The organism is Kocuria sp. UBA1838, from assembly GCF_002338785.1.
Classification (GTDB): Bacteria; Actinomycetota; Actinomycetes; order Actinomycetales; family Micrococcaceae; genus Kocuria; species Kocuria marina.
Genome location: NZ_DDIY01000008.1, coordinates 49,482 through 70,287, shown reverse-complemented (window position 1 = coordinate 70,287; position 20,806 = coordinate 49,482). Strand labels below are relative to the sequence as shown.

Genomic DNA, 20,806 nt, shown 5'->3' with positions numbered 1-20,806 from the left:
GGGTGTGATTGAGTGAGCGCATGAGCCAAGAACTGACACGTCGTTCGCTCGTGGACTGGGACGCAGCCGCCCAGATCGCTGCCAAACTGACCCCGCCGGGCCCCACGCCCGGGCCGCGTGAGATGTCCCGCGCCGTGGAGTCCCTGCGCTACTTCGCACATGAATCGGTGCACCACGTCCACGCGATCACGCGTTTGGACGCTGCGGAGAACCTGCGGGATTCCACCGTGCTCGTGGTGGATCGCGCGGGCTGGGCCAAGGCCAACACGCAGACGTTCTCCGTGCTCGTCCAGCCCGTCTTCGACCGGTTGCACGCCAAGGACCCCGGCACGTTCGACGCCGCCCTGCGGGGCGTGGCGCCCACGGCCATCGCCGCGGAGATGGGGGCCCTGGTGGGTTTCCTGTCCGCCAAGGTCCTGGGGCAGTACGACCCCTACGCCGGGCTCGTCTCCGAACAGGCGGCCCGTTCCCACCCCGGGGGCCGGCTCATGTTCGTGGCACCCAACGTGTTGTGGACCGAGCACGAACTCAACGTGGCCCCCGAGGACTTCCGGTTGTGGGTGTGCCTGCACGAACAGACCCACCGTGTGCAGTTCGCGGCGGCCCCGTGGCTGCGCGATCACATGCTCGAGCAGATCTCCCGCCTGGGTTCGTTGGATGCCTCCGCGTGGGATCGCCTGCGCGCCGCCGCGGCGTCGATCACGGGCCGCTCCGCCGGCCGCCTGGACGCGGGTCTGGGTCCCATGACCCATCTGCTCACGGACGCCGAACGTGACACGGTCTCCCACGTGACGGCGGTGATGTCCCTGCTCGAGGGTCACGCCAACGCCGTCATGGACGCCGTGGACTCGTCCATCGTGCCCTCCGTGAAGACCATCCGCCGCCGCTTCGACGACCGCTCCGCGACCCACGGCGCCCTGGACCGGTTCATTCGTTCCCTGCTGGGCATGGACGCCAAGATGCGCCAGTACAGCAACGGCCAGAAGTTCGTGGAGTACATCGTGGAGCGTGCGGGCATGGAGCGCTTCAACACGGTGTGGACCTCACCCGAGACCCTGCCCACCGAGGTGGAGATCCACGACCCGCAGGCCTGGATGGATCGCGTCCTGGGCTGAGTCCGGGACGTGCTCTCGGGTTTTCCCCCGGTTGTCTGTGCCAAGATGACCGTGTGAGCTCTGAAAACATCAATCAACAGATCCGGCTGTACGGTCAGCCGCTATCAGAGCGTTTTGGCGCCGTGGTGGGGGTCTACGGTATTACGCAGCGCAGGCTGGCCCAGGTCCTGGGCCTGTCCGCGCCCATGCTCTCCCAACTCATCAGCGGCAGACGCATCAAGATCGGTAACCCTGCGGTCTACGAACGCTTGGTCATGCTCGAGGACAGCGCAGGGTCCTCAGACCAGGAGGCTGTCCTGAACAGGGTGGAGGCATCCCAACCGGTGCTGTCCACGTCACAGATCCGCACGCGGATCACCACGGACACGGATGCCGTGTCCGCGCTCGCCTCGGTGGTTCCGGTGGGGGAACTGGAACGCGCCCTGGTCATGCTCGGTGACACCACCCCTGTGCTGAGCAAGGTCCTGGGGATGGCCGAGGAAACGGCGCAGCGCGCCAGGTCCGCCCAGGACTGACGGGGTGCAGCACGGACGGGCCGGTCGCCTCCATCCCGTGGTCGCCCGCGCCCGGCGTGCGGTGGCCCGCGCCGTCGACCACCTACCCCGTGAGACGTCGGCCGGGGGAGCGGACGCACGTGATCCGATGCGTCCGGACCCCTCGACGACCCCGCGGGAAACAACTACCGAGCACGCGGGGGCGGGCACTGATCCCCGCCCGCCCCTCGTGCTCGTGGCATGCAGCGGTGGCGCCGATTCCCTCGCGCTCGCCGCAGCGACTGCGCACCTCGCGCGGCGCGGCCGCGTGCGGGTGGGCGCCGTCGTGGTGGACCACGGACTTCAGGAGGGCTCGGCCGAGGTGGCCCGTGACGCGGCGCGCACCGTGCGGGAGCTCGGCCTCGAACCCGTCGCGGTCGAGCGGGTCACGGTGGTGCGTGAGCACCACGGCCCCGAGATGGCCGCGCGCCTCGCCCGCTACGGCGCCCTCAGCGACGTCGCGCGCCGAACCGGCGCTGCCGCCGTCCTGCTCGGACACACACGGGACGACCAGGCGGAGACCGTGCTGCTGGGCCTCGCCCGGGGCTCGGGAACGCGCTCGCTGTCCGGGATGCCCGAGCGGCATCATGTCGATGACGTGCTCTACCTGCGTCCGTTCCTCAACGTCACGCGCGCCGAGACCGAGACGGTGTGCGCGGCCGAGGGGCTGTCGCCATGGCACGATCCCACCAACGCGGACACTGCACTGACCCGCGCACGCGTGCGCCACGAGGTCCTGCCCTATCTCGAGTCCCAGCTGGGGCCGGGGGTGGGCAGGGCGCTGGCCCGCACGGCGTCGGTACTCGGCGCCGATGCCGACTACCTGGACGAACAGGCGTCCCTGGCGTTCGACGCCGCCCTGGTGCCCGCGGCGTCGTCCGGCTCGTCAGTCGTGCTGGACGGTGCCGTCCTCCAGGGGACCCCGGCGGCACTGCGCCGACGCATGCTCGCGAAGGCATGTGTCCTCGCGGGCGGGGAGACGCCCACGTTCGAACGGTTGAGCGCGCTCGAGCAGTTCGCGCTCGGGTACGGGGCGGCCGGGCCGGTGCAGATGGCGGGTAAGGTGGCAGCGTGGCGGCACCGCTCGGACGCGACCCATGCGCGAGGGTGCCTCGAGCTGCGCGGTGAGCGCGGACCTCGCCCGCTGGAGACAAGTCCACCCACGAACGACCCCGGGAGTGCACAGTGAAGGCCGAACACGTCCACGACGACCTGAGCAACGTCCTGTTCACCAAGGAACAGATCGCGCAGAAGGTCCGTGAACTCGCCCAGCAGATCGACCGCGACTACGACGGGCGGGACGTGCTGCTCGTGGGGGTGCTCAAAGGTGCGGTGATGGTCATGGCGGACCTCATGCGCGAGCTCGAGGGGCAGTACCCCATGGACTGGATGGCGGTGTCCTCCTACGGTTCGGGCACCAAGTCCTCGGGCGTGGTGCGCATCCTCAAGGACCTGGACACGGACCTGCACGGCAAGGACGTGCTGATCGTGGAGGACGTCATCGACTCGGGCCTCACGCTGTCCTGGCTGCGCACCAACCTGGAGTCGCGCGGACCCGCCTCGGTGGAGATCTGCACGCTGCTGCGCAAGCCCGACGCCGCCAAGACGGACATCGACGTGCGCTATGTGGGCTGGGACATCCCCAACGAGTTCGTGGTGGGGTACGGGTTGGACTTCGCGGAGCAGTACCGCAACCTGGACTGCATCGCCACGCTCGCACCGCACGTTTACGAGTGAGTCGCGCACGGACCCTCACGCCCAGCCAATGTCGGGCAGAGGCGTGTACCGTGGCCCAATCGTGTGCGCTGTGAAAGAACGGACCGCACGCACGGCGTCGCAGCGCCATTCGAAGCGATAGATTGTGCCATACACGTCACGGCCACCGTTCCCCACCCCTCCGCCCCATGGAGACAGGTGCACGAGCGGGCCGTGACGAAACGTGTCACGTCCATGGGAGGATCAACGGCTTGGCCACGGCAAAAAAACCCACGAGTTTCTTCAAGGGTCCACTCTTCTGGATCCTGCTGGCCATTGTGGTCCTGGTTCCCGTGGGCGCCAGCGTGTTCAGCCCCACGTCGTCCCGCGTGGACACCAACGTGGGTCTGGAACTGCTCAGGGACCACAAGGTCGACGAGGCCAAGATCTACGACGGCGAGCAGAAGGTGGAGCTCAGCCTCAGGGACGATCTGAACCGGGACGGCCAGAACCTCGGTAAGGACGTGGAGTTCTTCTACGTCCAGCCCCGCGCGGAAGACGTCGTGCGGACCATGAACGACGCCCAGTTGAGCGGCTTCACGGACCAACCCGTGGAGAACAACTGGTTCCTGTCGCTCGTACGCTTCCTACTCCCGTTCCTGATCATCCTGGGTATCTTCTGGTTCATCTTCGCCCGCATGCAGACCGGCGGGCAGGCCATGAAGTTCGGCCGGTCCAAGGCCAAGATGTTCAACAAGGAGAACTCCGAGGTCACGTTCGCGAATGTGGCCGGCGCGGACGAGGCCGTCCAGGAGCTCGACGAGATCAAGCAGTTCCTGGTGGAGCACGACCGCTTCACCGCCGTGGGTGCCAAGGTTCCCAAGGGTGTGCTGCTCTACGGCCCTCCGGGTACCGGCAAGACCCTGCTGGCCAAGGCCGTGGCGGGTGAGGCCGGTGTTCCGTTCTACTCAATCTCCGGTTCCGACTTCGTGGAGATGTTCGTGGGCGTGGGTGCGTCCCGCGTGCGCGACCTGTTCCAGCAGGCCAAGGAAAACGCCCCGGCCATCGTGTTCGTGGACGAGATCGACGCCGTGGGCCGCCAGCGCGGTGCCGGTATGGGCGGCGGCAACGACGAACGCGAGCAGACCCTGAACCAGTTGCTCGTGGAGATGGACGGCTTCGACGCCAACACGAACGTGATCCTGATCGCCGCGACCAACCGCCCGGACGTCCTGGACCCCGCGCTGTTGCGCCCGGGCCGTTTCGACCGCCAGATCGGCGTGGATGCCCCCGACATGAAGGGCCGCGAGCAGATCCTGCGCGTGCACTCCCAGAACAAGCCGCTCGCGAACAACGTGGACCTGGCCTCCGTGGCCAAGCGCACGCCAGGGTTCACGGGTGCGGAACTCGCGAACGTGATGAACGAGGCCGCGCTGTTGACCGCCCGCTCCCACGCGCAGCTGATCGACGACCGCGCGGTGGACGAGGCGATCGACCGCGTAATCGCCGGCCCGCAGAAGCGTTCCCGCGTGATGAAGGAACTCGAGCGCAAGGTCACCGCGTACCACGAGGGCGGCCACGCGCTCGTCGCCGCGGCACTGCGTAACACGGACCCCGTCACCAAGATCACGATCTTGCCGCGCGGCCGCGCGCTGGGCTACACCATGGTGATGCCCTCGGACGACAAGTACTCCACGACCCGCAACGAGCTGTTGGACCAGATGGCCTACGCCATGGGCGGTCGCGCGGCGGAGGAGATCGTGTTCCACGACCCCTCCACGGGTGCGTCCAACGACATCCAGAAGGCCACGGACACCGCGCGCAAGATGGTCACCCAGTACGGGATGAGCTCGCGGATCGGCTCGGTCAAGATCGGCGGGGACAACTCGGACCCGTTCGTGGGCCGCGAGATGGGCTCGGGCTCCAAGGAGTACTCGGACCACACGCTGGCCGTCGTGGACGACGAGGTGCGGGCACTGCTCGACCAGGCCCACACCGAGGCACACCAGATCCTGCTCGAGAACCGTCCCGTCCTGGACCGCCTGGCCCTGGAGCTGCTCGAAAAGGAAACCCTCAACGAGGCCCAGATCCAGGAGATCTTCCGGGACGTCACCAAGCGGGACCTGCGCCCGGTGTGGCTTTCCGGGGAGGAGCGCGAGGTCTCCGACATCCCGCCGGTGGTCACGTCCGCCGAACGGGAGGAGGCCCGCCGCAAGAACCTCCAGGACCCCAGCACCATGGCACCGCAGGACCAGGCCGTGGCCGCCAAGCCGGAACACCCGCTCGAGGTGCCCGAGCACCAGGACCCACAGCCGGGGGCCGACGCCTCCGGCGCGGGCCCGGACGGGCCGTCCGGACAGGAACCGGGCGGTGTGCGGCGGGAGAACCCCTGATGCACGGCACCCACGAGGACGATCCGCACGAACCGGTGTCGGGGTCCTACGCGGACTACGCCGATGCCCCCCAGCTCGATCCGACGATCGACCAACCTCGGATCGCGGCCGCGGTGCGCGAGATCCTGTTGGCCGTGGGGGAGGACCCGGACCGCGATGGTCTGCGGGACACCCCGGCCCGGGTGGCACGCGCGTACGCCGAGGTCTTCGCGGGTCTGCACCAGGACCCCGCGGACCTGTTGGCCACGTCCTTCGACATCGGCCACTCCGAGATGGTGCTCGTGCGGGACATCCCGTTCTACTCCACGTGCGAGCACCACCTGGTGCCGTTCCACGGGCTCGCTCACGTGGGGTACATCCCGGGTCCGGAAGGCAAGGTCACGGGCCTGTCCAAGCTCGCGCGGCTCGTGGACCTCTACGCCAAGCGTCCCCAGGTCCAGGAGCGGCTCACCACGCAGGTTGTTGAGGCCCTGAGCGAGCACCTGCACCCGGCCGGCGCGATCGTGGTGATCGAGTGCGAGCACCTGTGCATGTCCATGCGGGGGGTTCGCAAACCCGGTGCCATGACCGTGACGTCGGCCGTGCGCGGTCAACTGCGTAACCCGGCAACCCGCGCCGAGGCCATGAACCTGATCCAGGCGGGGCACGCGCAATGAGCGCGCCGCACGACGCCGCGAGCTCGCCCGACGGCGTTCGGACCCACCATGCCGGGCCCGCTGGGCACGCGCTTGGCTGGGGATCGTTCGACGCGCTGCCCACCGGACGCACACTCGTGATGGGCATCCTCAACGTGACCCCGGATTCGTTCAGTGACGGCGGTCGCCACGACACCGAGGCCGCGGCGGTGGCGCACGGGCTGCTGCTTGCCGAACAGGGCGCGGACATCGTGGACGTGGGCGGGGAGTCCACCCGGCCCGACTCCGAACGTGTGGATCCGCGGGAGGAACAGCGGCGCGTGCTGGCCGTGATCCGCGAACTGAGCGACCGCGGCGTCGTCGTGAGCGTGGACACCCTGCACCCGGACACGGCCGAGGCCGCCCTGGACGCCGGGGCGCACATCATCAACGACGTCTCCGGGACGAACCTGGACCCCCGCATGATCGAGCTGGCCGGGGACCGGGGCGTGCCGTACGTGCTCATGCATTCGCGCGGGACCCCCCAGACCATGACGTCCCTCGCGGACTACGACGACACCGTGACCGAGGTGCTCGCCGAGCTCGAGCAGCTGCGGGAGCGCTGCCTCGCCGCGGGGATCCGCCCGGAGCACCTGATGGTGGACCCGGGGCTCGGCTTCGCCAAGGCGGGGGAGCAGAACTGGGAACTGCTGCGCGCCCTGCCCCGGCTGACCGGCCTCGGCAAGGTCCTGATCGCCGCGTCCCGTAAACGCTTCGTGGGCGCCCTGCTGGCCACGCAGGACGGACCGCGTCCCGTGGATGAGCGGGACACGGCCACGGCAGCCATCAGCGCACTGTCCGCGTTCGGGGGAGCCTGGGCCGTGCGCGTTCACGACGTCCCGACCACGGTGGACGCGGTGGCCGCGGCTCACGCGTGGCGCGGCGTCGCCCCGCCCGTACTGCACCCCCGGGATATGGGAAACTGAGCCCGCCATGAACACACCCGCCCCTGACAAGAACCATCGCGATCGGATCACCCTCACCGGCCTGGGCGCGGTGGGCTACCACGGCGTGTTCGAGAAGGAACGCCGCAGCGGTCAGCCGTTCTTCGTGGACCTCGTGCTCTACATGGACCTGCGACCGGCCGGGACCAGTGACGACCTCACCCGCACCGTACACTACGGGGAGGTCGCGGAAATGGTGCGGGAGATCATCATCGGGACCCGGTTCCAGTTGATCGAGGCACTCGCGGAGGAGATCGCGCGGGCGCTCGTGGAGAATTTCCCCGCGGTGGCGGAGCTCGAGGTCACGGTCCACAAACCCAAGGCGCCGATCGACGTGACGTTCTCGGACGTGGCCGTGAGCATCCACCGCCGCCGAGGACACTACGAGGCGGGCGCGGACGGATGACGGCCCGGTGTGTTGTGGCCCTGGGGGCGAACCTGGGGGAGCGGTTGACGGTGCTGCGGCAGGCCGTGCGGACGCTGGACGCGACACCCGGGATCAGTGTCACGGCGAGCTCACCGGTCGTGGAGACCCGCGCGGTGGGTGGACCGCAGGACTCCCCGGACTACCTCAACGCGGTCGTGGAACTGCGTACCCGGCTCACGCCGTTCGAGGTGCTCGCGGTGTGCCAGAGCATCGAGGCCGAGCACGGTCGCACGCGTGACGTGCGCTGGGGGCCGCGCACCCTGGACTTGGACGTGGTGTGGTTCGAGGACGTCCACAGCGACGATCCGCGTTTGCAGTTGCCGCACCCGCGGGCCCACGAACGCGCGTTCGTGCTCGAACCGTGGGCCCTCATGGATCCGCGGGCCCACCTCGACGGCCGTCCCGTCCGCGAGCTGGCCCGTGAGGCCTCGGACTTCGCGGATCTGACCGTGACCGAGCACCGCGTGCGACCGGAGGTGGGGTCCCCGTGCGATACCTGAACGTGTTGTCCCTCGTGGCGGCCGCCGCGGTCGCGGCGGCCGTGGGGTGGAGCCTCAATCACGTGGTGAGCGGGCAGCACCAGAGCCTGCTCATCCTGCCGTGGCTCAGTTTGCTCGCCGAACTCGCGGCCGCGCTCGTGGTGGGGTACCTGGGGCTGCGGTTGCGCGCCTACCGGGACCCCGAACGCGGTGCCGGGCGACGTCGCGACCCGGCTCGGCGCAAACCGTACGATCCCGTGTGGGCCGTGGGTACGGCAGCGGCGGCGCAGGCAATCGCGTACTACGGAGCGCTGACCGCCGGGTGGCACGCCGGGATCGGCGTGGACCAGCTCACCCTGCTCGGGGTGCGTTCCACGCAGGAACCGTTGTGGCTGTGCATCGCCCAAGGCGTGGCGGGGATCGTGCTGGCGGTCGTGGGCTGGATCGTGGAGAAATCGTGTCGGCTCCCACCCGATGACCCGGACGCGGAGGAGGAAACCCCCTACGGTGGACGGCGGGACCCGTACGCCCCAGGAGAGGGAGGATATGCCCGCCACCGATGAACTGTCACCTCCGGGACTAACCTGGCACCGGGTGGCGCCCCAGTACGTTTCCGTGCGACTGATCAGCTCCGCCCTCTCCACCGTCGTGTGGACCGCGATCTTCTCGATCCCCTTGATCCTGGGTCTGCTCGGGACCTGGGGCGACCGCCCGCAGTGGTGGATGTGGGTGCTGTCCGGGATCGTGCTCGGGCTGGGTCTCGTGAACCTGTCCCTGATCCCGCGCCGGGTCCGGGCCATCGGCTACGCGGAGGCACCCACCGAACTGTGGCTGCGCAAGGGCCTGTTCTTCCGCAGCGTGACCGTGGTGCCGTACGGGCGGATGCAGTACGTGGACATCAAGACCGGGCCGGTGCTCAACGCGTTCGGGCTGGCCACGCTCACGCTCCACACCGCGTCCGCGGCCACGGACGCCGTGCTGCCCGGGTTACCCCGCGCGGAGGCGGGCCGGTTGCGCGAGCAGCTCACGGAGCGCGGGGAAGAGCACATGGTGGGGTTGTGATGAGCCCGGACCCGTCCCACCGCTACGCGCAGCCGGGGTCGCCGGCGGGCCCGGGCTCCGGTCCGCTTCCCGGGCCCACCCAGCGCACTGGCACGGGTCCACGCCCCGGGGCGGACGTCGACGGTGCGTGGCACCGGGTGCACCCGCTCACGCCCTTCGTGCGCAGCTGGCTGCTCGTGGTGGCTCTCGCGTGGAGCTTCGGCAACGTGTTCCTGGACGACCTCGTCACGGCGGTGCTCAACGGGGACCCCATCGCGATGGACGTGGGCGGGGCGGTGCAGCTCGCGGGCGCGGGTCTTGCGATCGCGATCCTGTGCGGTGTGCTCGGCCTGCTCATCGGTCTGGGTCTACTCTCGTGGTGGTTCATCCGCTACCAGATCACGGACGAACACGTGCGCCTGCGCACGGGGTGGCTGTTTCGCACGCACCGCCAGGCCCGCCTGGACCGGGTCCAGGGCATCGACATCGAGCGCAAGTTCGTCCCCCGGATCCTGGGTCTCGCGTCCTTGAAGTTCGACGTCGCAGATGGCGGGTCCAGCGTCCTTGAGCTGTCCTACCTTCGCCGCGACCACGCCCGCCAGCTGCGGCAACAACTGCTCGTGGCCGCGCACCACGCGTCGGACGCGCCGATCCCGCACACCGCCCCGGACACTCACGAGGCGTCGGCCGCTCATAACGGCCAAGCAACGGGGGAGGCGGCTGCCGACCGGTACCGGGACCCGCAGGTCACCCGTCCCGAGCGCGTGGCGCCGTGGGACCGTTCGGCGGCGAGCGCCGTCGTCCCCACCGTGGACTCCGGCGCGACCGACCGCTACCCCGTGTACCCGGGGGACCCCGCGGCCGGTACGGGCGAGCGCGGCAGGCGCGACACCGTGGACGTGCGGGCCGCCCGGAAGTACGGCCTGTTGGGCGAACAGGACGAGCTGCGGCGCGTGTTCACGGTGCCCACGAGCCGGGTGCTGCTGAGCCTCGTATGTTCCCCGCCCGCCGTGATCCTGCTGCTCATGGCGGTGGCGGCGGTGATCGCGGCGTTCTGGAACGCCCAGGTGATGCGGGTCATGATCCCCAGTTTCGTCCCCCTGCTGCTCGGCGTGGTCTCCACGGTGTACTCGCGGCTCGAGAAGAGCTGGGGGTTCACGCTCAGCGTGGTCCCCTCCGGGGTGCGCACCCGATCCGGGTTGTTCAATGAGCGCTCCTCCACGATTCCCACGGGGAGGGTGCAGGCCCTGGAGGTCGGTAAACCCCTGATGTGGCGCGGTTTCGACGGCCACCACGTCCGGGTGATCACCGCGGGTAAAGGCGGCTCCGAGGGCAGCGAGGGGCTCGGTTCCACGGTGTTGCCCGTGGGCACACTCGAGAACGTGCACGAGATCCTCGACCTCGTGCTGCCGCTCGAACACGCGCCCACCGAGCTCGTGGACCAGGGACTCGCGGGGATCGGCGACTCGGAGAACTTCACCACGAGCCCCCGGAGGGCCCGCTGGTTGGATCCGCTCACGTGGCGTCGCACGGGCTTCGCCTTGAACACGTCCGCGCTCGTGCTGCGGTGGGGCAGACTCGCACGGCACGCGAGCGTGATCCCGCACCACAAGACGCAGTCCGTGGCCGTGACCCAGGGTCCCGTGGACCGGCGGTTGCGGCTGAGTGGTTTCGCGGTGCACGTGACCCCCGGGTCGGTGACCACGTCCGTGCACCACCTGGACACCGCACAGGTCCGCGAGCTGCAGGCACGCCACACGGACCTTGCCCGCGCGGCGCGCGACCGCGTCAACGGTCGGGGCCGCGAACAGCACGCCACTGCGCTGGCAGGCACGCCCGACCCGCGGGGGAGCTGAGGCGCGTGCGCTACTCTGTGCGTGCCGTCGTCCCCGTCGAGGAGAATTTCCGTGAGACAACCCAGTGACCGCCCGGGCCGGTTGGGCGTGGGCGTGATCAGTGCCGGCAAGGTGGGCGCGGTGCTGGGCGCCGCGCTGCGGGCTGCGGGACACGCCGTCGTGGGTGTGCACGCGTCCTCCGAACAGAGCCGGGAGCGCGCGGGCGCCCTGTTGCCGGACGTACCCGTGTTGGACGTCCCCACGATCGTGGAACGCAGTGAACTCGTACTGCTCGCGGTCCCGGACGACCAACTACCAGGCCTGGTGAGCGGGCTCGGTGCCACGGGCGCGTGGCAACCCGGTCAGCTCGTGGTGCACACCGCGGGGCGCTACGGCACGGATGTGCTCGAACCCGTGCGCCGCGCCGGGGGGATTGGCCTGGCCGTGCACCCCGCCATGACTTTCACGGGGCTCAGTCTGGACCTGCACCGGCTCGCGGACTGCAGCTTCGGCGTCACCGCCGCGGCACCCGTCCTGCCCATCGCGCAAGCCCTCGTGGTGGAGATGGGCGCCGAGCCCGTGGTGATCGCGGAAGCGGATCGCCCCCTGTACCACGCGGCGCTCGCCCACGGTTCCAATCACGTGATGACCCTGCTCGGGGAGTCCATGCAAGTGCTCGGGCAGATCGGGGTCACCCACCCGGAACGCGTCCTGGGCCCCCTCGCGCGAGCCACGGTGGACAACGCCCTGGCCTCCGGGGAGGATGCCCTGACCGGTCCCGTGGCCCGCGGGGACGTCGCCACGGTGGCCGCCCACGTCGCCGCCCTACGGGAGCTGTCCCAAGATGGGGTCTCCGCCGCCGACGCCGCCCGCTCGCCCGAGCGCGTCACGGCACCCGACGCCTCCGGGCGGGGAGCGCGCCAGGCGGACGCCGGGGAACAGTTGTTGGCGGGGTACCGCGCACTGGCGCGGCAGACCGCGGCCCGCGCGGCGTCGTCGGGCCGGATCGACGAGACGACCTATCGCGCGGTGCTTGCCGCGCTCGACGGAGAGGAACGCCCGTGACGGGACCCGTGGTGTGCACCACCGTGGCGCAGTTGCGCGAGGAGATCGGGGCGCGCGTGACCCGCGGCGCCCGCACCGTGGGGTTGTTCCCCACCATGGGTGCCCTGCACGACGGGCACGCGCGGATCGCGCAGCGCACGCGTGCGGAGAACGACCTCGCGGTGGTGTCCGTGTTCGTCAACCCGCTGCAGTTCGGTCCCGGCGAGGACTTCGAGAGCTACCCGCGGGACCTGGACGGGGACGTTGCGCGGCTCGCCGAGGTGGGTGTGGACCTCGTCTTCGCGCCGTCGGTCGAGCAGATGTACCCGGACGGGACGCCCGTGGTGTCCGTGACCTCCGGGCGGGCAGGGTCGATCCTGGAGGGGGCCACGCGCCCCGGGCACTTCGACGGCGCCCTGACCGTGGTCAACAAGCTGTTCACGATCGCGGCACCGGGCCCCGCCGCCGAACTGCGGGCCTATTTCGGGGAGAAGGACGCGCAGCAACTGCTGCTTATGCAGCGGATGGTGCGTGATTTCGATCACCCGGTGGAGATCCGTGCGGTGCCCATCGTGCGCTCGGAGCAAGGGCTCGCCCTGTCCTCGCGCAACCAGTACCTCTCCGCCGAGCAGGCCGGCCACGCGCTCGTGCTGCACCGGACGTTGTGCGCGCTCGCGGCAGGGGAGCTCACGCTCGAGCGGGCGCGCAGCGCCATCGACGCCGAGCCGGAGGTGCGCCTGGACTACCTCGTGACCGTGGACCCGGGAGATCTTTCCCTCGTGGAACCCGGCCCCGGGACCCTCGCGCTCGTGGCGGCGTGGGTGGGCCCCACCCGCCTGATCGACAACATGCGAATCTGAGCGCGGGCGGTATCCTGGTCCATTGTGACCGAGCAGCCCGAATCCACCGTTCCCGCAGACACCGCCAGCACCGATCCGGAGCTGAGCGCCCACGAGCTCAACGATCAGATGGCCGTGCGCGCCGCCAAGCGCCAGGCAGCGCAGGACGCCGGGATGGCGCCCTATCCCGTGGACGTGCATCGCACCACGACCCTTGCCGCGGTCCGTGAGCAGTTCGGTCAGCTCGAACCCGGGGAGGAGACCGAGCACGTCGTGACCGTGGCCGGTCGTGTGGTCCACGTGCGCAACACCGGCAAGTTGTGCTTCGCGACCCTCCAGGAGGGGGACGGCACCCGGCTGCAGGCCATGCTCTCCAAGGTCATCGTGGGGGACGAACCCCTCGCGCAGTGGAAGGCCCTCGTGGACCTTGGCGACTTCGTGGCCATCACCGGTCGCGTGATCAGCTCGCGGCGCGGGGAGCTGTCCGTGATGGCGGACTCGTGGACCTTGGCCTCCAAGGCCCTGCGCCCCCTGCCCACCATGCATAAGGAACTCAACGAGGAAACCCGGGTGCGCCAGCGCTACCTGGACCTGATCGTGCGCCAGGAGGCCCGCGACGTCGTCCTCACGCGCTCCACGATCACGCGCACCGTACGCCGTGTCATGGAGGAACAGGGGTACGTGGAGATCGAGACCCCCGTGCTCCAGCTCGTGCACGGCGGGGCCGCGGCGCGCCCATTCGGTACGCACCTCAACGCGTTCGACCAGGACATGACGCTGCGTATCGCCACCGAGCTGTATCTCAAGCGCGCGGTCGTGGGCGGTATCGACAGGGTTTTCGAGATCGGCCGGGTCTTCCGGAACGAGGGTGTGGATTCCTCCCACAGCCCGGAATTCACCACGCTCGAGGCGTATGAGGCCTATGCCGATCAATTCGTGATGGCGCAGCGGATCCAGGAGATCATCCAGGAATGTGCCCGCGCGCTCGGTGTGGACGGGGTGGACACCGAGGACGGCCGCATTGATTTGTTCGGGGAGTGGGCATGGGTTTCCGTGTATCCGGGACTGTCCGAGGCCGTGGGACGGGAGGTCACCCCGGACACGGATGTCACGGAACTGCGAAAGATCGCCGCTCAGCGCGATATTCAGGTGAATCCTGCATGGGACGCACAGAAACTCGTCATGGAACTCTTCGAGGAAATCGTGGAGCCCACCCTGATCCAACCCACGTTCGTGTACGACTACCCGCCGGCCGCACAACCGCTCGCCCGGCCCCACCGCGAGAAGCCGGGGTTGATCGAGGCGTGGGACCTGATCATCGGGGGGATGGAGCGTGGCACCGCGTTCTCCGAGCTCGTGGACCCGGTGGTGCAGCGCGACCGGCTCACGGAGCAGTCCCGGCTCGCCGCGGCGGGGGACGACGAGGCCATGCAGTTGGACGAGGACTTCCTGCGGGCCCTCGAATACGGCGCGCCGCCCATGGGCGGGCTCGGCCTGGGGCTGGACCGGCTCATCATGCTGTTCACCAACCTGGGCATCCGGGACACCATCCTCTTCCCACTCATGAAGCCCGAGTGAACCGGCCCGGCGCAGTACCGCGTCCAGCCGCTGTCCAGTCCTGGAGAGGATGATCACCGTCATGGATTACCTGGCCGTCTTCGTACCCTCACTCGGTGTGGGTGTGGTCTTCTACCTCGTGATGCGCTGGTTGCTGCGCGGGGACAGGACCGAGCGCAATGCGCAGGCACAGGCCCGCGACGACGCCGAGCAGTGGTACCGCTCGGTACGCGAACGCGAGGGGGACAAAGTCCCGTTCGGATATCAGGAGGATAAGCCCCGGCAACAACGGGGTCTGGGCTTACGCAACAGCATTCCTATTCGTGAATCCCCGGAAGATCCCAATAGCCCGTGATGACAATTATTCGAATATCTGCCATGATAGGACCGTGAATCCGCGGTTCCTGCATTTCATTCCGGGGACGTTCCCATGGGTGAATCCGAACAGTTTCCATGAGGAATGGAGATCGGAATCACACGGGGGACAAATTCCTGTGTTTCACCCCACAGCATGAATTTGCTAGCGCGAATAATTGATCGACGAGCCCGTAGGGCGTTTGGAGGAGCTGGAGCATGGCTCAGACCGTGAAAATCATTCTTGAAGACGATATCGACGGCGGCGAGGCCAATGAGACCGTGCGTTTCGGTCTGGACGGCGGCCAGTACGAGATCGACCTGAGCTCGGCCAATGCCACCAAGCTGCGCGACGCCCTGCGTCCCTACGTCGCGGCCGGTCGCCGCGCGTCCGCCAAGAGCGGGCGCAGCCAGAACACCACCACGCGCCCGAACCGCTCGGGCAACCCCGAGACCCCCAAGATCCGCGCGTGGGCCAAAAAGCAGGGCCTGCAGGTCTCGGACCGCGGCCGCATCCACCAGGACATCCAGGACAAGTACTACGCCGCTCACAACGACTGAGTTCGTAGCACACCCCGGCATCACGGCCGGAACACGCCGCAACAGGCGTGTTCCGGCCGTTGTCGTCGGTACCGGGGAGCACGGGACGGGGGAGTTGCGGAAAGCCCCGCGGGGGGAATTTTGCTGAGGGCTGGATACCGTGCGCCAGTGGCGAACAGTACCGGAAACGCCGCGGGGGATGCCTAGCATCGTTGGCAGAGATCAATGAAGGAGTATCCATGTTCGAACGCTTCACCGACCGCGCCCGTAGGGTCGTCGTGCTGGCCCAGGAAGAGGCCAGGATGCTCAACCACAACTACATCGGGACCGAGCACCTGCTGCTCGGCCTGATCCACGAGGGTGAGGGCGTCGCCGCCAAGGCCCTCGAGTCCATGGGCATCACCCTGAGCGCCGCCCGCGAGCAGGTCCAGGACATCATCGGCCCGGGCCAGCAAGCGCCCTCGGGCCACATCCCGTTCACGCCCCGCGCCAAGAAGGTGCTCGAGCACTCGCTGCGCGAGGCCCTGCAGTTGGGGCACAACTACATCGGTACCGAGCACATCCTCCTCGGGATCATCCGTGCCGGCGAGGGCGTGGCCTCCCAGGTGCTCGTCAAGCTGGGTGCGGATCCCGGTAAGGTCCGCGCCACGGTGCTGGAACTGATCTCCGGCTACCAGTCCGGCAACGCCGGCGGGGAGAAGGAAGCCGCCGGCGTCGGCACCGGTGGCCGCGCGGAGGGCACTCCCGCGGGGTCGGCCGTGCTGGACCAGTTCGGTCGCAACCTCACCGCCGCCGCGCGCGAGTCCACGCTGGACCCCGTCATCGGGCGCTACCGCGAGATGGAGCGCGTGATGCAGGTGCTCTCCCGGCGCACCAAGAACAACCCGGTGCTGATCGGTGAGCCCGGTGTCGGTAAGACCGCGGTCGTGGAGGGCCTGGCCCAGGCGATCGTGCGCGGGGACGTCCCCGAGACGCTCAAGGACAAGCAGCTCTACACGCTGGACCTGGGATCGCTCGTGGCCGGTTCCCGCTACCGCGGTGACTTCGAGGAACGCCTCAAGAAGGTGCTCAAGGAGATCCGCACGCGCGGGGACATCATCCTGTTCATCGACGAGATCCACACGCTCGTGGGTGCGGGTGCCGCGGAAGGCGCGATCGACGCCGCGTCGATCCTCAAGCCCATGCTGGCGCGCGGCGAGCTGCAGACCATCGGTGCCACCACGCTGGACGAGTACCGCAAGCACATCGAGAAGGACGCCGCCCTCGAACGGCGCTTCCAGCCCATCCAGGTGGACGAGCCCTCCGAGGCCCACGCCGTGGAGATCCTCAAGGGCCTGCGCGACAAGTACGAGGCGCACCACCGCGTGTCCATCTCGGACGACGCGCTGGAGGCCGCGGTGCACATGTCCGCGCGCTACGTCTCGGACCGGTTCCTGCCCGACAAGGCCATCGACCTGATCGACGAGGCCGGTGCACGTCTGCGCATCAAGCGCATGACCGCGCCGCCGGAGATCAAGGCCCTGGACCAGAAGATCGCGGACACCAAGCGTTCCAAGGAAGCCGCGATCGAGGGCCAGGACTACGAGAAGGCCGCGTCCCTGCGCGACACCGAGCAGAAGCTCATCGCCGAGCGTGACGAGAAGGACACCGCGTGGCGCGAGGGCGACGACCAGATCTCGGAGGTGACCCCGGAGGTCATCTCGGACGTCCTGTCCGCCTCCACGGGTGTGCCCGTGTACAAGCTCTCCGAGGAGGAGTCCGGGCGGCTGCTGCACATGGAGGACGAGTTGCACAAGCGCGTCATCGGGCAGAACGAGGCCATCAAGGCCCTGTCCCGCTCCATCCGCCGTACCCGAGCTGGTCTGAAGGACCCGCGCCGCCCGGGTGGCTCGTTCATCTTCGCCGGGCCCACTGGTGTGGGAAAGACCGAGTTGGCCAAGGCGCTCGCGGAGTTCCTGTTCGGTGACGAGGACGCCCTGATCACGCTGGACATGTCCGAGTACCAGGAGAAGCACACCGTCTCTCGGCTCTTCGGTGCCCCTCCGGGCTACGTGGGGTACGAGGAGGGCGGTCAGTTGACCGAGAAGGTCCGCCGCAAGCCGTTCTCCGTGGTGCTGTTCGACGAGGTCGAGAAGGCCCACCAGGACCTCTTCAACTCGCTGCTGCAGATCCTCGAGGACGGTCGCCTGACCGACTCGCAGGGCCGTGTGGTGGACTTCAAGAACACCGTGATCATCATGACCACGAACCTCGGTACCCGGGACATCTCCCGCACGGTTCCCGTGGGCTTCCAGGCCAGCGGGGACGCGGCCACGTCCTACGACCGCATGCAGGCCAAGGTGCAGGAGGAGCTCAAGGAGCACTTCCGTCCCGAGTTCCTCAACCGCGTGGACGAGATCATCGTGTTCCCGCAGCTGAGCGAGAGTGAGATCGTGCAGATCGTGGACCTGTTCGTCGCGCGCCTGCAGCGGCGGTTGCGTGAGCAGGACATGTCCATCTCGCTGTCCGACGCCGCCAAGCAGTTGCTCGCCAAGAAGGGCTACGACCCCGCGATGGGTGCCCGGCCGCTGCGCCGGACCATGCAGCGCGAGATCGAGGACCAGCTCTCCGAGCGGATCCTGTTCGGCGAGATCGCCTCGGGTGAGAAGATCTCGGTGGACGTCGAGGGTGAGGGCGACGACGCCACCTTCACCTTCTCCTCCACGCCCATGTCCGAGCTCTCCGACGACGAGATCCGGGAGATCGAGAACACCCCGGCGTTCTCGGACGACGCTGACAGCCAGTCCGGCAAAGACGTGCCGCGCTCGCCCCACTCGGGGCCCGACAGCGGCGGGGGAGCGGCCCAGGCGCAGGCCTGAGCCACCCCGCGCGGTGCCCGGCACCGCGGCGCCTCCGCGAGCGGGCGGCGTCGTCGACCACAACGGTCGGCGACGCCGCCCGCTCGCGTTCGAACGGACGCGTACAGTCGTGGGCATGGTAGAGATCCGCATCCGCCCCGCCCGGACCTCGGACGTCCATGGCATCAAGGAGCTCGTGGCGCCCATGGCGGCCGAGCGCATCCTGATCACCAAGGACACGGTGACGTACTTCGAGAGTATCCAGGAGTTCGTGGTTGCGGAGGACGACGCCGGGAACCTCGTGGGCTGCGGGGCCTTGCACGTGATGTGGGAGGACCTCGCGGAGGTGCGCACCCTGGCCACGTCCCCCGCGGCGCGCGGTCATGGCGTGGGCGGGCGGATGATCGAGGAACTGCTGGCCCGTGCGGCTCGGCTCGGGGTCGGCCGGGTTTTCTGCCTGACCTTCGAGGTGGCGTTCTTCGCGCGGCACGGATTCGCCGTGATGGAGAACCAGGAGACCATCGAGCCCGAGGTCTTCGCAGAGCTGTTGCGTTCCCACGACGAGGGCGTCGCGGAGTTCCTGGACCTGGCCCGGGTCAAACCCAACACGCTGGGCAACACGCGGATGATCCGCGCGATCACCCCGGAAGGCTGACCGCACCGACGTCCGAGGTGGCCAGACCGTCCGCGAGCAGGCCGTTCAACGCACGCTCCCGTTGTTCGGCGGGCGCGGGCAGCCGCCACAGGGCCCCGAGCCGTTCGATCACCACAGCGGGCGGGGCCGCGTGCTCCCCGGCGATCTGTTCCGAGCCCGCGAGGTCCGTGAGCAGCAACTGCGCGGGCACGGGCTCGTCCGCGGCGCGCAGCACCGCCATCATGGCCCCGCGGACCTGGCGGTCCGTGCCGTGCCACAACTGGCCCCTGGGCGTCTCCTGCGCGGGAGGGCTGCCAGCCGCGACCCACGCGCAGTCCCGCCGCACGGGGCACTCGTCGCAGCGCGGGGAACGCGCGGTGCAGATCAGTGCGCCCAGCTCCATCACGGCCTGGTTCCACGCGACCGATTCCGCGACGTCCTGCGGCAGGACGTCCTGCGCCAACCGGGTCTCCGCCGCGGTGAGGGAACGGGACGGCAGGGCCCGCCCGGAGAACACCCGGGCCTCGACCCGGCGGATGTTCGTGTCCACGACCGTGTGGCGCTGACCGAACGCGAACACGGCCACTGCCGCCGCGGTGTACGCGCCGATCCCGGGCAATGCCAACAGCTGTGCGTGGTCCTCGGGCACCCGCCCGTCGTGCTCCGCGGCAATGTTCTGGGCAGCCGCGTGCAGCCGCAGCGCGCGGCGCGGGTAGCCGAGCCTGTCCCACGCGCGCAGGACCTCCGCCGGCGACGCCGCCGCGAGATCGCCCGGTTCCGGCCACTGTTCGAGCCACCGGCGCCACACCGGCAGGACGCGCCCCACCGGGGTCTGCTGCAGCATGATCTCGCTCACGAGCACCTGCCACGGTGTGCGTTCGGGCGCGCGCCACGGCAGGTCGCGGGACGCCCGCCGGTACCACTCGATCACGGCTGCGTGAATGCCGTGAAGTCGCTCGTCGCGGGCTGGTGTGCGGCTCGAGTTCATAACTGTCCACGGTAGCCTGGAGACCATGGCTTCCGGTTCCGAACAGCACGATCCCCCCACGTCCCCCGCGGAATCCGCGGACACCGGGGGCAGGCTCCCGGAGCACGTCTACCGGCGACGCCGCATGGTCGCGCTCGCCGTGATCGTCGCCCTGGTCCTGGCCCTGCTGTGGGCAGTGGTCTCGGGCGTGCGCGCACTCACGGCACCGGACGCCGACGACGCGAATGCCACGCAGCAGCCCGACGCCGCGGCGCAGCCGAGCACGGATCCCCAGAACAAGTTCGCGGACTTCACTGCCCGGCCCACACCGTCCGGGTCTGGTGCACCCGGCGCGTCCGGCAGCCCGAGTGCCAGCAGTACGGCGGCGCCGGAATGCGGCGCGGATCTGGCGGTGAGTGCCGCGACCGACAAACAGAGTTACGCGGCGGGCCAGAACCCGGTGCTCGAACTGACCCTCGAGAACAAGGGCCAGCATCCGTGCCGCGTGGACGCCGGTAGCAATCACATGGCCTTCGTGGTGACCTCCGGTGCGGACACCGTCTTTGATTCACGGCACTGCGCGGCAGCCGGTGAGGACCGTCAGATCACCCTGGACACGGGGCAGAAGGAGACCGCACGGCTCACGTGGAACCGGGTGCGCACCGCGGAGGGCTGCCCGGCCGGCCAGTCCGAGGCGCTCGCCGGGTACTACAACCTCACGACGTTGCTCGGGGACGTCGCGAGCCAGCAGGCCGTTTTCAGCCTGCAGTGAGTGGGCGACGGGCGGCTCACGGCTCGCGCAGATCCACCGGCGACGGCGGGCCCGGGGTTCGCGCGGCCGGCTGGCGGCCCTCGAGGTGACCATCGGTGGGCGATGCCCGGGCGGTGCACGGGCCGC

21 protein-coding genes are annotated in these 20,806 nt (G+C 69.2%); 20 read left to right on the top strand and 1 reads right to left on the bottom strand.

Going from position 1 to position 20,806, the window contains the following annotated elements; translation table 11 throughout:
• Window positions 1-20: 20 nt before the first annotated feature.
• The 19 genes from B3I25_RS04780 to B3I25_RS04690 all read left to right on the top strand — a co-directional run bounded on the left by B3I25_RS04780 (window position 21) and on the right by B3I25_RS04690 (window position 18,962).
• Entirely contained in the window at window positions 21-1,115 is a 1,095-nt protein-coding gene (locus B3I25_RS04780; protein ID WP_064847370.1) for a zinc-dependent metalloprotease, read from the top strand.
• Window positions 1,116-1,168: 53 nt separating this feature from the next.
• A complete protein-coding gene (locus B3I25_RS04775) occupies window positions 1,169-1,630 on the top strand; it encodes a hypothetical protein (RefSeq protein WP_064847371.1) in 462 nt (153 codons plus the stop codon).
• Between the two features lie 4 nt (window positions 1,631-1,634).
• Entirely contained in the window at window positions 1,635-2,837 is a 1,203-nt protein-coding gene (tilS, locus tag B3I25_RS04770; protein ID WP_396415872.1) for a tRNA lysidine(34) synthetase TilS, read from the top strand.
• Window positions 2,834-3,385, top strand: coding sequence for a hypoxanthine phosphoribosyltransferase (gene hpt, locus B3I25_RS04765; protein ID WP_098054248.1), 552 nt, complete (start codon window positions 2,834-2,836; stop codon window positions 3,383-3,385). The genes tilS and hpt overlap by 4 nt, the downstream gene beginning before the upstream one ends.
• Before the next feature lie 230 nt (window positions 3,386-3,615).
• On the top strand, window positions 3,616-5,736 hold the full coding sequence (gene ftsH / locus B3I25_RS04760) for an ATP-dependent zinc metalloprotease FtsH (RefSeq protein ID WP_064847374.1): 2,121 nt from the start codon (window positions 3,616-3,618) through the stop codon (window positions 5,734-5,736).
• A complete protein-coding gene (gene folE, locus B3I25_RS04755; protein WP_131333418.1) occupies window positions 5,736-6,392 on the top strand; it encodes a GTP cyclohydrolase I FolE in 657 nt (218 codons plus the stop codon). Before ftsH ends, folE begins: the two co-directional genes overlap by 1 nt.
• A complete protein-coding gene (gene folP / locus B3I25_RS04750; protein WP_286738019.1) occupies window positions 6,389-7,336 on the top strand; it encodes a dihydropteroate synthase in 948 nt (315 codons plus the stop codon). The genes folE and folP overlap by 4 nt, the downstream gene beginning before the upstream one ends.
• A 7-nt stretch (window positions 7,337-7,343) precedes the next feature.
• Window positions 7,344-7,760 (top strand): dihydroneopterin aldolase, encoded by a 417-nt coding sequence (gene folB / locus B3I25_RS04745; RefSeq protein ID WP_098054256.1) that lies wholly within the window; start codon window positions 7,344-7,346, stop codon window positions 7,758-7,760.
• A complete protein-coding gene (gene folK / locus B3I25_RS04740) occupies window positions 7,757-8,281 on the top strand; it encodes a 2-amino-4-hydroxy-6-hydroxymethyldihydropteridine diphosphokinase (protein ID WP_098054258.1) in 525 nt (174 codons plus the stop codon). Before folB ends, folK begins: the two co-directional genes overlap by 4 nt.
• On the top strand, window positions 8,269-8,823 hold the full coding sequence (locus B3I25_RS04735; RefSeq protein ID WP_131333415.1) for a DUF3180 domain-containing protein: 555 nt from the start codon (window positions 8,269-8,271) through the stop codon (window positions 8,821-8,823). Before folK ends, B3I25_RS04735 begins: the two co-directional genes overlap by 13 nt.
• Window positions 8,807-9,322: a PH domain-containing protein gene (locus B3I25_RS04730; protein ID WP_286738015.1), complete on the top strand. Its 516-nt coding sequence runs from the start codon at window positions 8,807-8,809 to the stop codon at window positions 9,320-9,322. Before B3I25_RS04735 ends, B3I25_RS04730 begins: the two co-directional genes overlap by 17 nt.
• Window positions 9,322-11,157, top strand: coding sequence for a PH domain-containing protein (locus tag B3I25_RS04725; protein ID WP_286738013.1), 1,836 nt, complete (start codon window positions 9,322-9,324; stop codon window positions 11,155-11,157). The genes B3I25_RS04730 and B3I25_RS04725 overlap by 1 nt, the downstream gene beginning before the upstream one ends.
• Before the next feature lie 51 nt (window positions 11,158-11,208).
• On the top strand, window positions 11,209-12,201 hold the full coding sequence (locus tag B3I25_RS04720; RefSeq protein ID WP_098054262.1) for a Rossmann-like and DUF2520 domain-containing protein: 993 nt from the start codon (window positions 11,209-11,211) through the stop codon (window positions 12,199-12,201).
• Window positions 12,198-13,040: a pantoate--beta-alanine ligase gene (gene panC, locus B3I25_RS04715; RefSeq protein WP_286738012.1), complete on the top strand. Its 843-nt coding sequence runs from the start codon at window positions 12,198-12,200 to the stop codon at window positions 13,038-13,040. Before B3I25_RS04720 ends, panC begins: the two co-directional genes overlap by 4 nt.
• Before the next feature lie 108 nt (window positions 13,041-13,148).
• Complete coding sequence (gene lysS / locus B3I25_RS04710; RefSeq protein WP_414672690.1) at window positions 13,149-14,597, top strand: lysine--tRNA ligase; 1,449 nt, start codon at window positions 13,149-13,151, stop codon at window positions 14,595-14,597.
• 49 nt (window positions 14,598-14,646) lie between these two features.
• Window positions 14,647-14,931, top strand: a complete 285-nt coding sequence (locus tag B3I25_RS04705) for a hypothetical protein (RefSeq protein ID WP_064846314.1) — start codon at window positions 14,647-14,649, stop codon at window positions 14,929-14,931.
• 218 nt (window positions 14,932-15,149) lie between these two features.
• Complete coding sequence (locus B3I25_RS04700) at window positions 15,150-15,491, top strand: histone-like nucleoid-structuring protein Lsr2 (RefSeq protein WP_035959173.1); 342 nt, start codon at window positions 15,150-15,152, stop codon at window positions 15,489-15,491.
• A 218-nt stretch (window positions 15,492-15,709) separates the two neighbouring features.
• Window positions 15,710-18,328: an ATP-dependent Clp protease ATP-binding subunit gene (locus tag B3I25_RS04695; RefSeq protein ID WP_064846313.1), complete on the top strand. Its 2,619-nt coding sequence runs from the start codon at window positions 15,710-15,712 to the stop codon at window positions 18,326-18,328.
• A gap of 115 nt (window positions 18,329-18,443) precedes the next feature.
• Window positions 18,444-18,962 carry an amino-acid N-acetyltransferase gene (locus B3I25_RS04690; RefSeq protein WP_179861259.1) on the top strand — a complete coding sequence of 173 codons (519 nt, stop codon included), beginning with the start codon at window positions 18,444-18,446 and terminating at the stop codon, window positions 18,960-18,962.
• Here B3I25_RS04690 and B3I25_RS04685 read toward each other — a convergent pair.
• Window positions 18,946-19,956: an A/G-specific adenine glycosylase gene (locus tag B3I25_RS04685; RefSeq protein WP_286738009.1), complete on the bottom strand. Its 1,011-nt coding sequence runs from the start codon at window positions 19,954-19,956 to the stop codon at window positions 18,946-18,948. The genes B3I25_RS04690 and B3I25_RS04685 overlap by 17 nt on opposite strands.
• On the opposite strand from B3I25_RS04685, the gene B3I25_RS04680 reads away from it, so the two are divergent.
• Entirely contained in the window at window positions 19,955-20,680 is a 726-nt protein-coding gene (locus B3I25_RS04680; RefSeq protein ID WP_286738008.1) for a hypothetical protein, read from the top strand. The genes B3I25_RS04685 and B3I25_RS04680 overlap by 2 nt on opposite strands.
• Window positions 20,681-20,806 lie beyond the last annotated feature (126 nt).

Coding starts and splice junctions, on each gene's coding strand:
- B3I25_RS04780 (WP_064847370.1), top strand. CDS start 21: ATGAGCCAAGAACTGACACGTCGTTCGCTCGTGGACTGGGACGCAGCC.
- folE (WP_131333418.1), top strand. CDS start 5,736: ATGCACGGCACCCACGAGGACGATCCGCACGAACCGGTGTCGGGGTCC.
- folP (WP_286738019.1), top strand. CDS start 6,389: ATGAGCGCGCCGCACGACGCCGCGAGCTCGCCCGACGGCGTTCGGACC.
- folB (WP_098054256.1), top strand. CDS start 7,344: ATGAACACACCCGCCCCTGACAAGAACCATCGCGATCGGATCACCCTC.
- folK (WP_098054258.1), top strand. CDS start 7,757: ATGACGGCCCGGTGTGTTGTGGCCCTGGGGGCGAACCTGGGGGAGCGG.
- B3I25_RS04730 (WP_286738015.1), top strand. CDS start 8,807: ATGCCCGCCACCGATGAACTGTCACCTCCGGGACTAACCTGGCACCGG.
- B3I25_RS04725 (WP_286738013.1), top strand. CDS start 9,322: ATGAGCCCGGACCCGTCCCACCGCTACGCGCAGCCGGGGTCGCCGGCG.
- lysS (WP_414672690.1), top strand. CDS start 13,149: ATGGCCGTGCGCGCCGCCAAGCGCCAGGCAGCGCAGGACGCCGGGATG.
- B3I25_RS04705 (WP_064846314.1), top strand. CDS start 14,647: ATGATCACCGTCATGGATTACCTGGCCGTCTTCGTACCCTCACTCGGT.
- B3I25_RS04700 (WP_035959173.1), top strand. CDS start 15,150: ATGGCTCAGACCGTGAAAATCATTCTTGAAGACGATATCGACGGCGGC.
- B3I25_RS04695 (WP_064846313.1), top strand. CDS start 15,710: ATGTTCGAACGCTTCACCGACCGCGCCCGTAGGGTCGTCGTGCTGGCC.
- B3I25_RS04690 (WP_179861259.1), top strand. CDS start 18,444: ATGGTAGAGATCCGCATCCGCCCCGCCCGGACCTCGGACGTCCATGGC.
- B3I25_RS04680 (WP_286738008.1), top strand. CDS start 19,955: ATGGCTTCCGGTTCCGAACAGCACGATCCCCCCACGTCCCCCGCGGAA.
- B3I25_RS04685 (WP_286738009.1), bottom strand. CDS start 19,956: ATGGTCTCCAGGCTACCGTGGACAGTTATGAACTCGAGCCGCACACCA.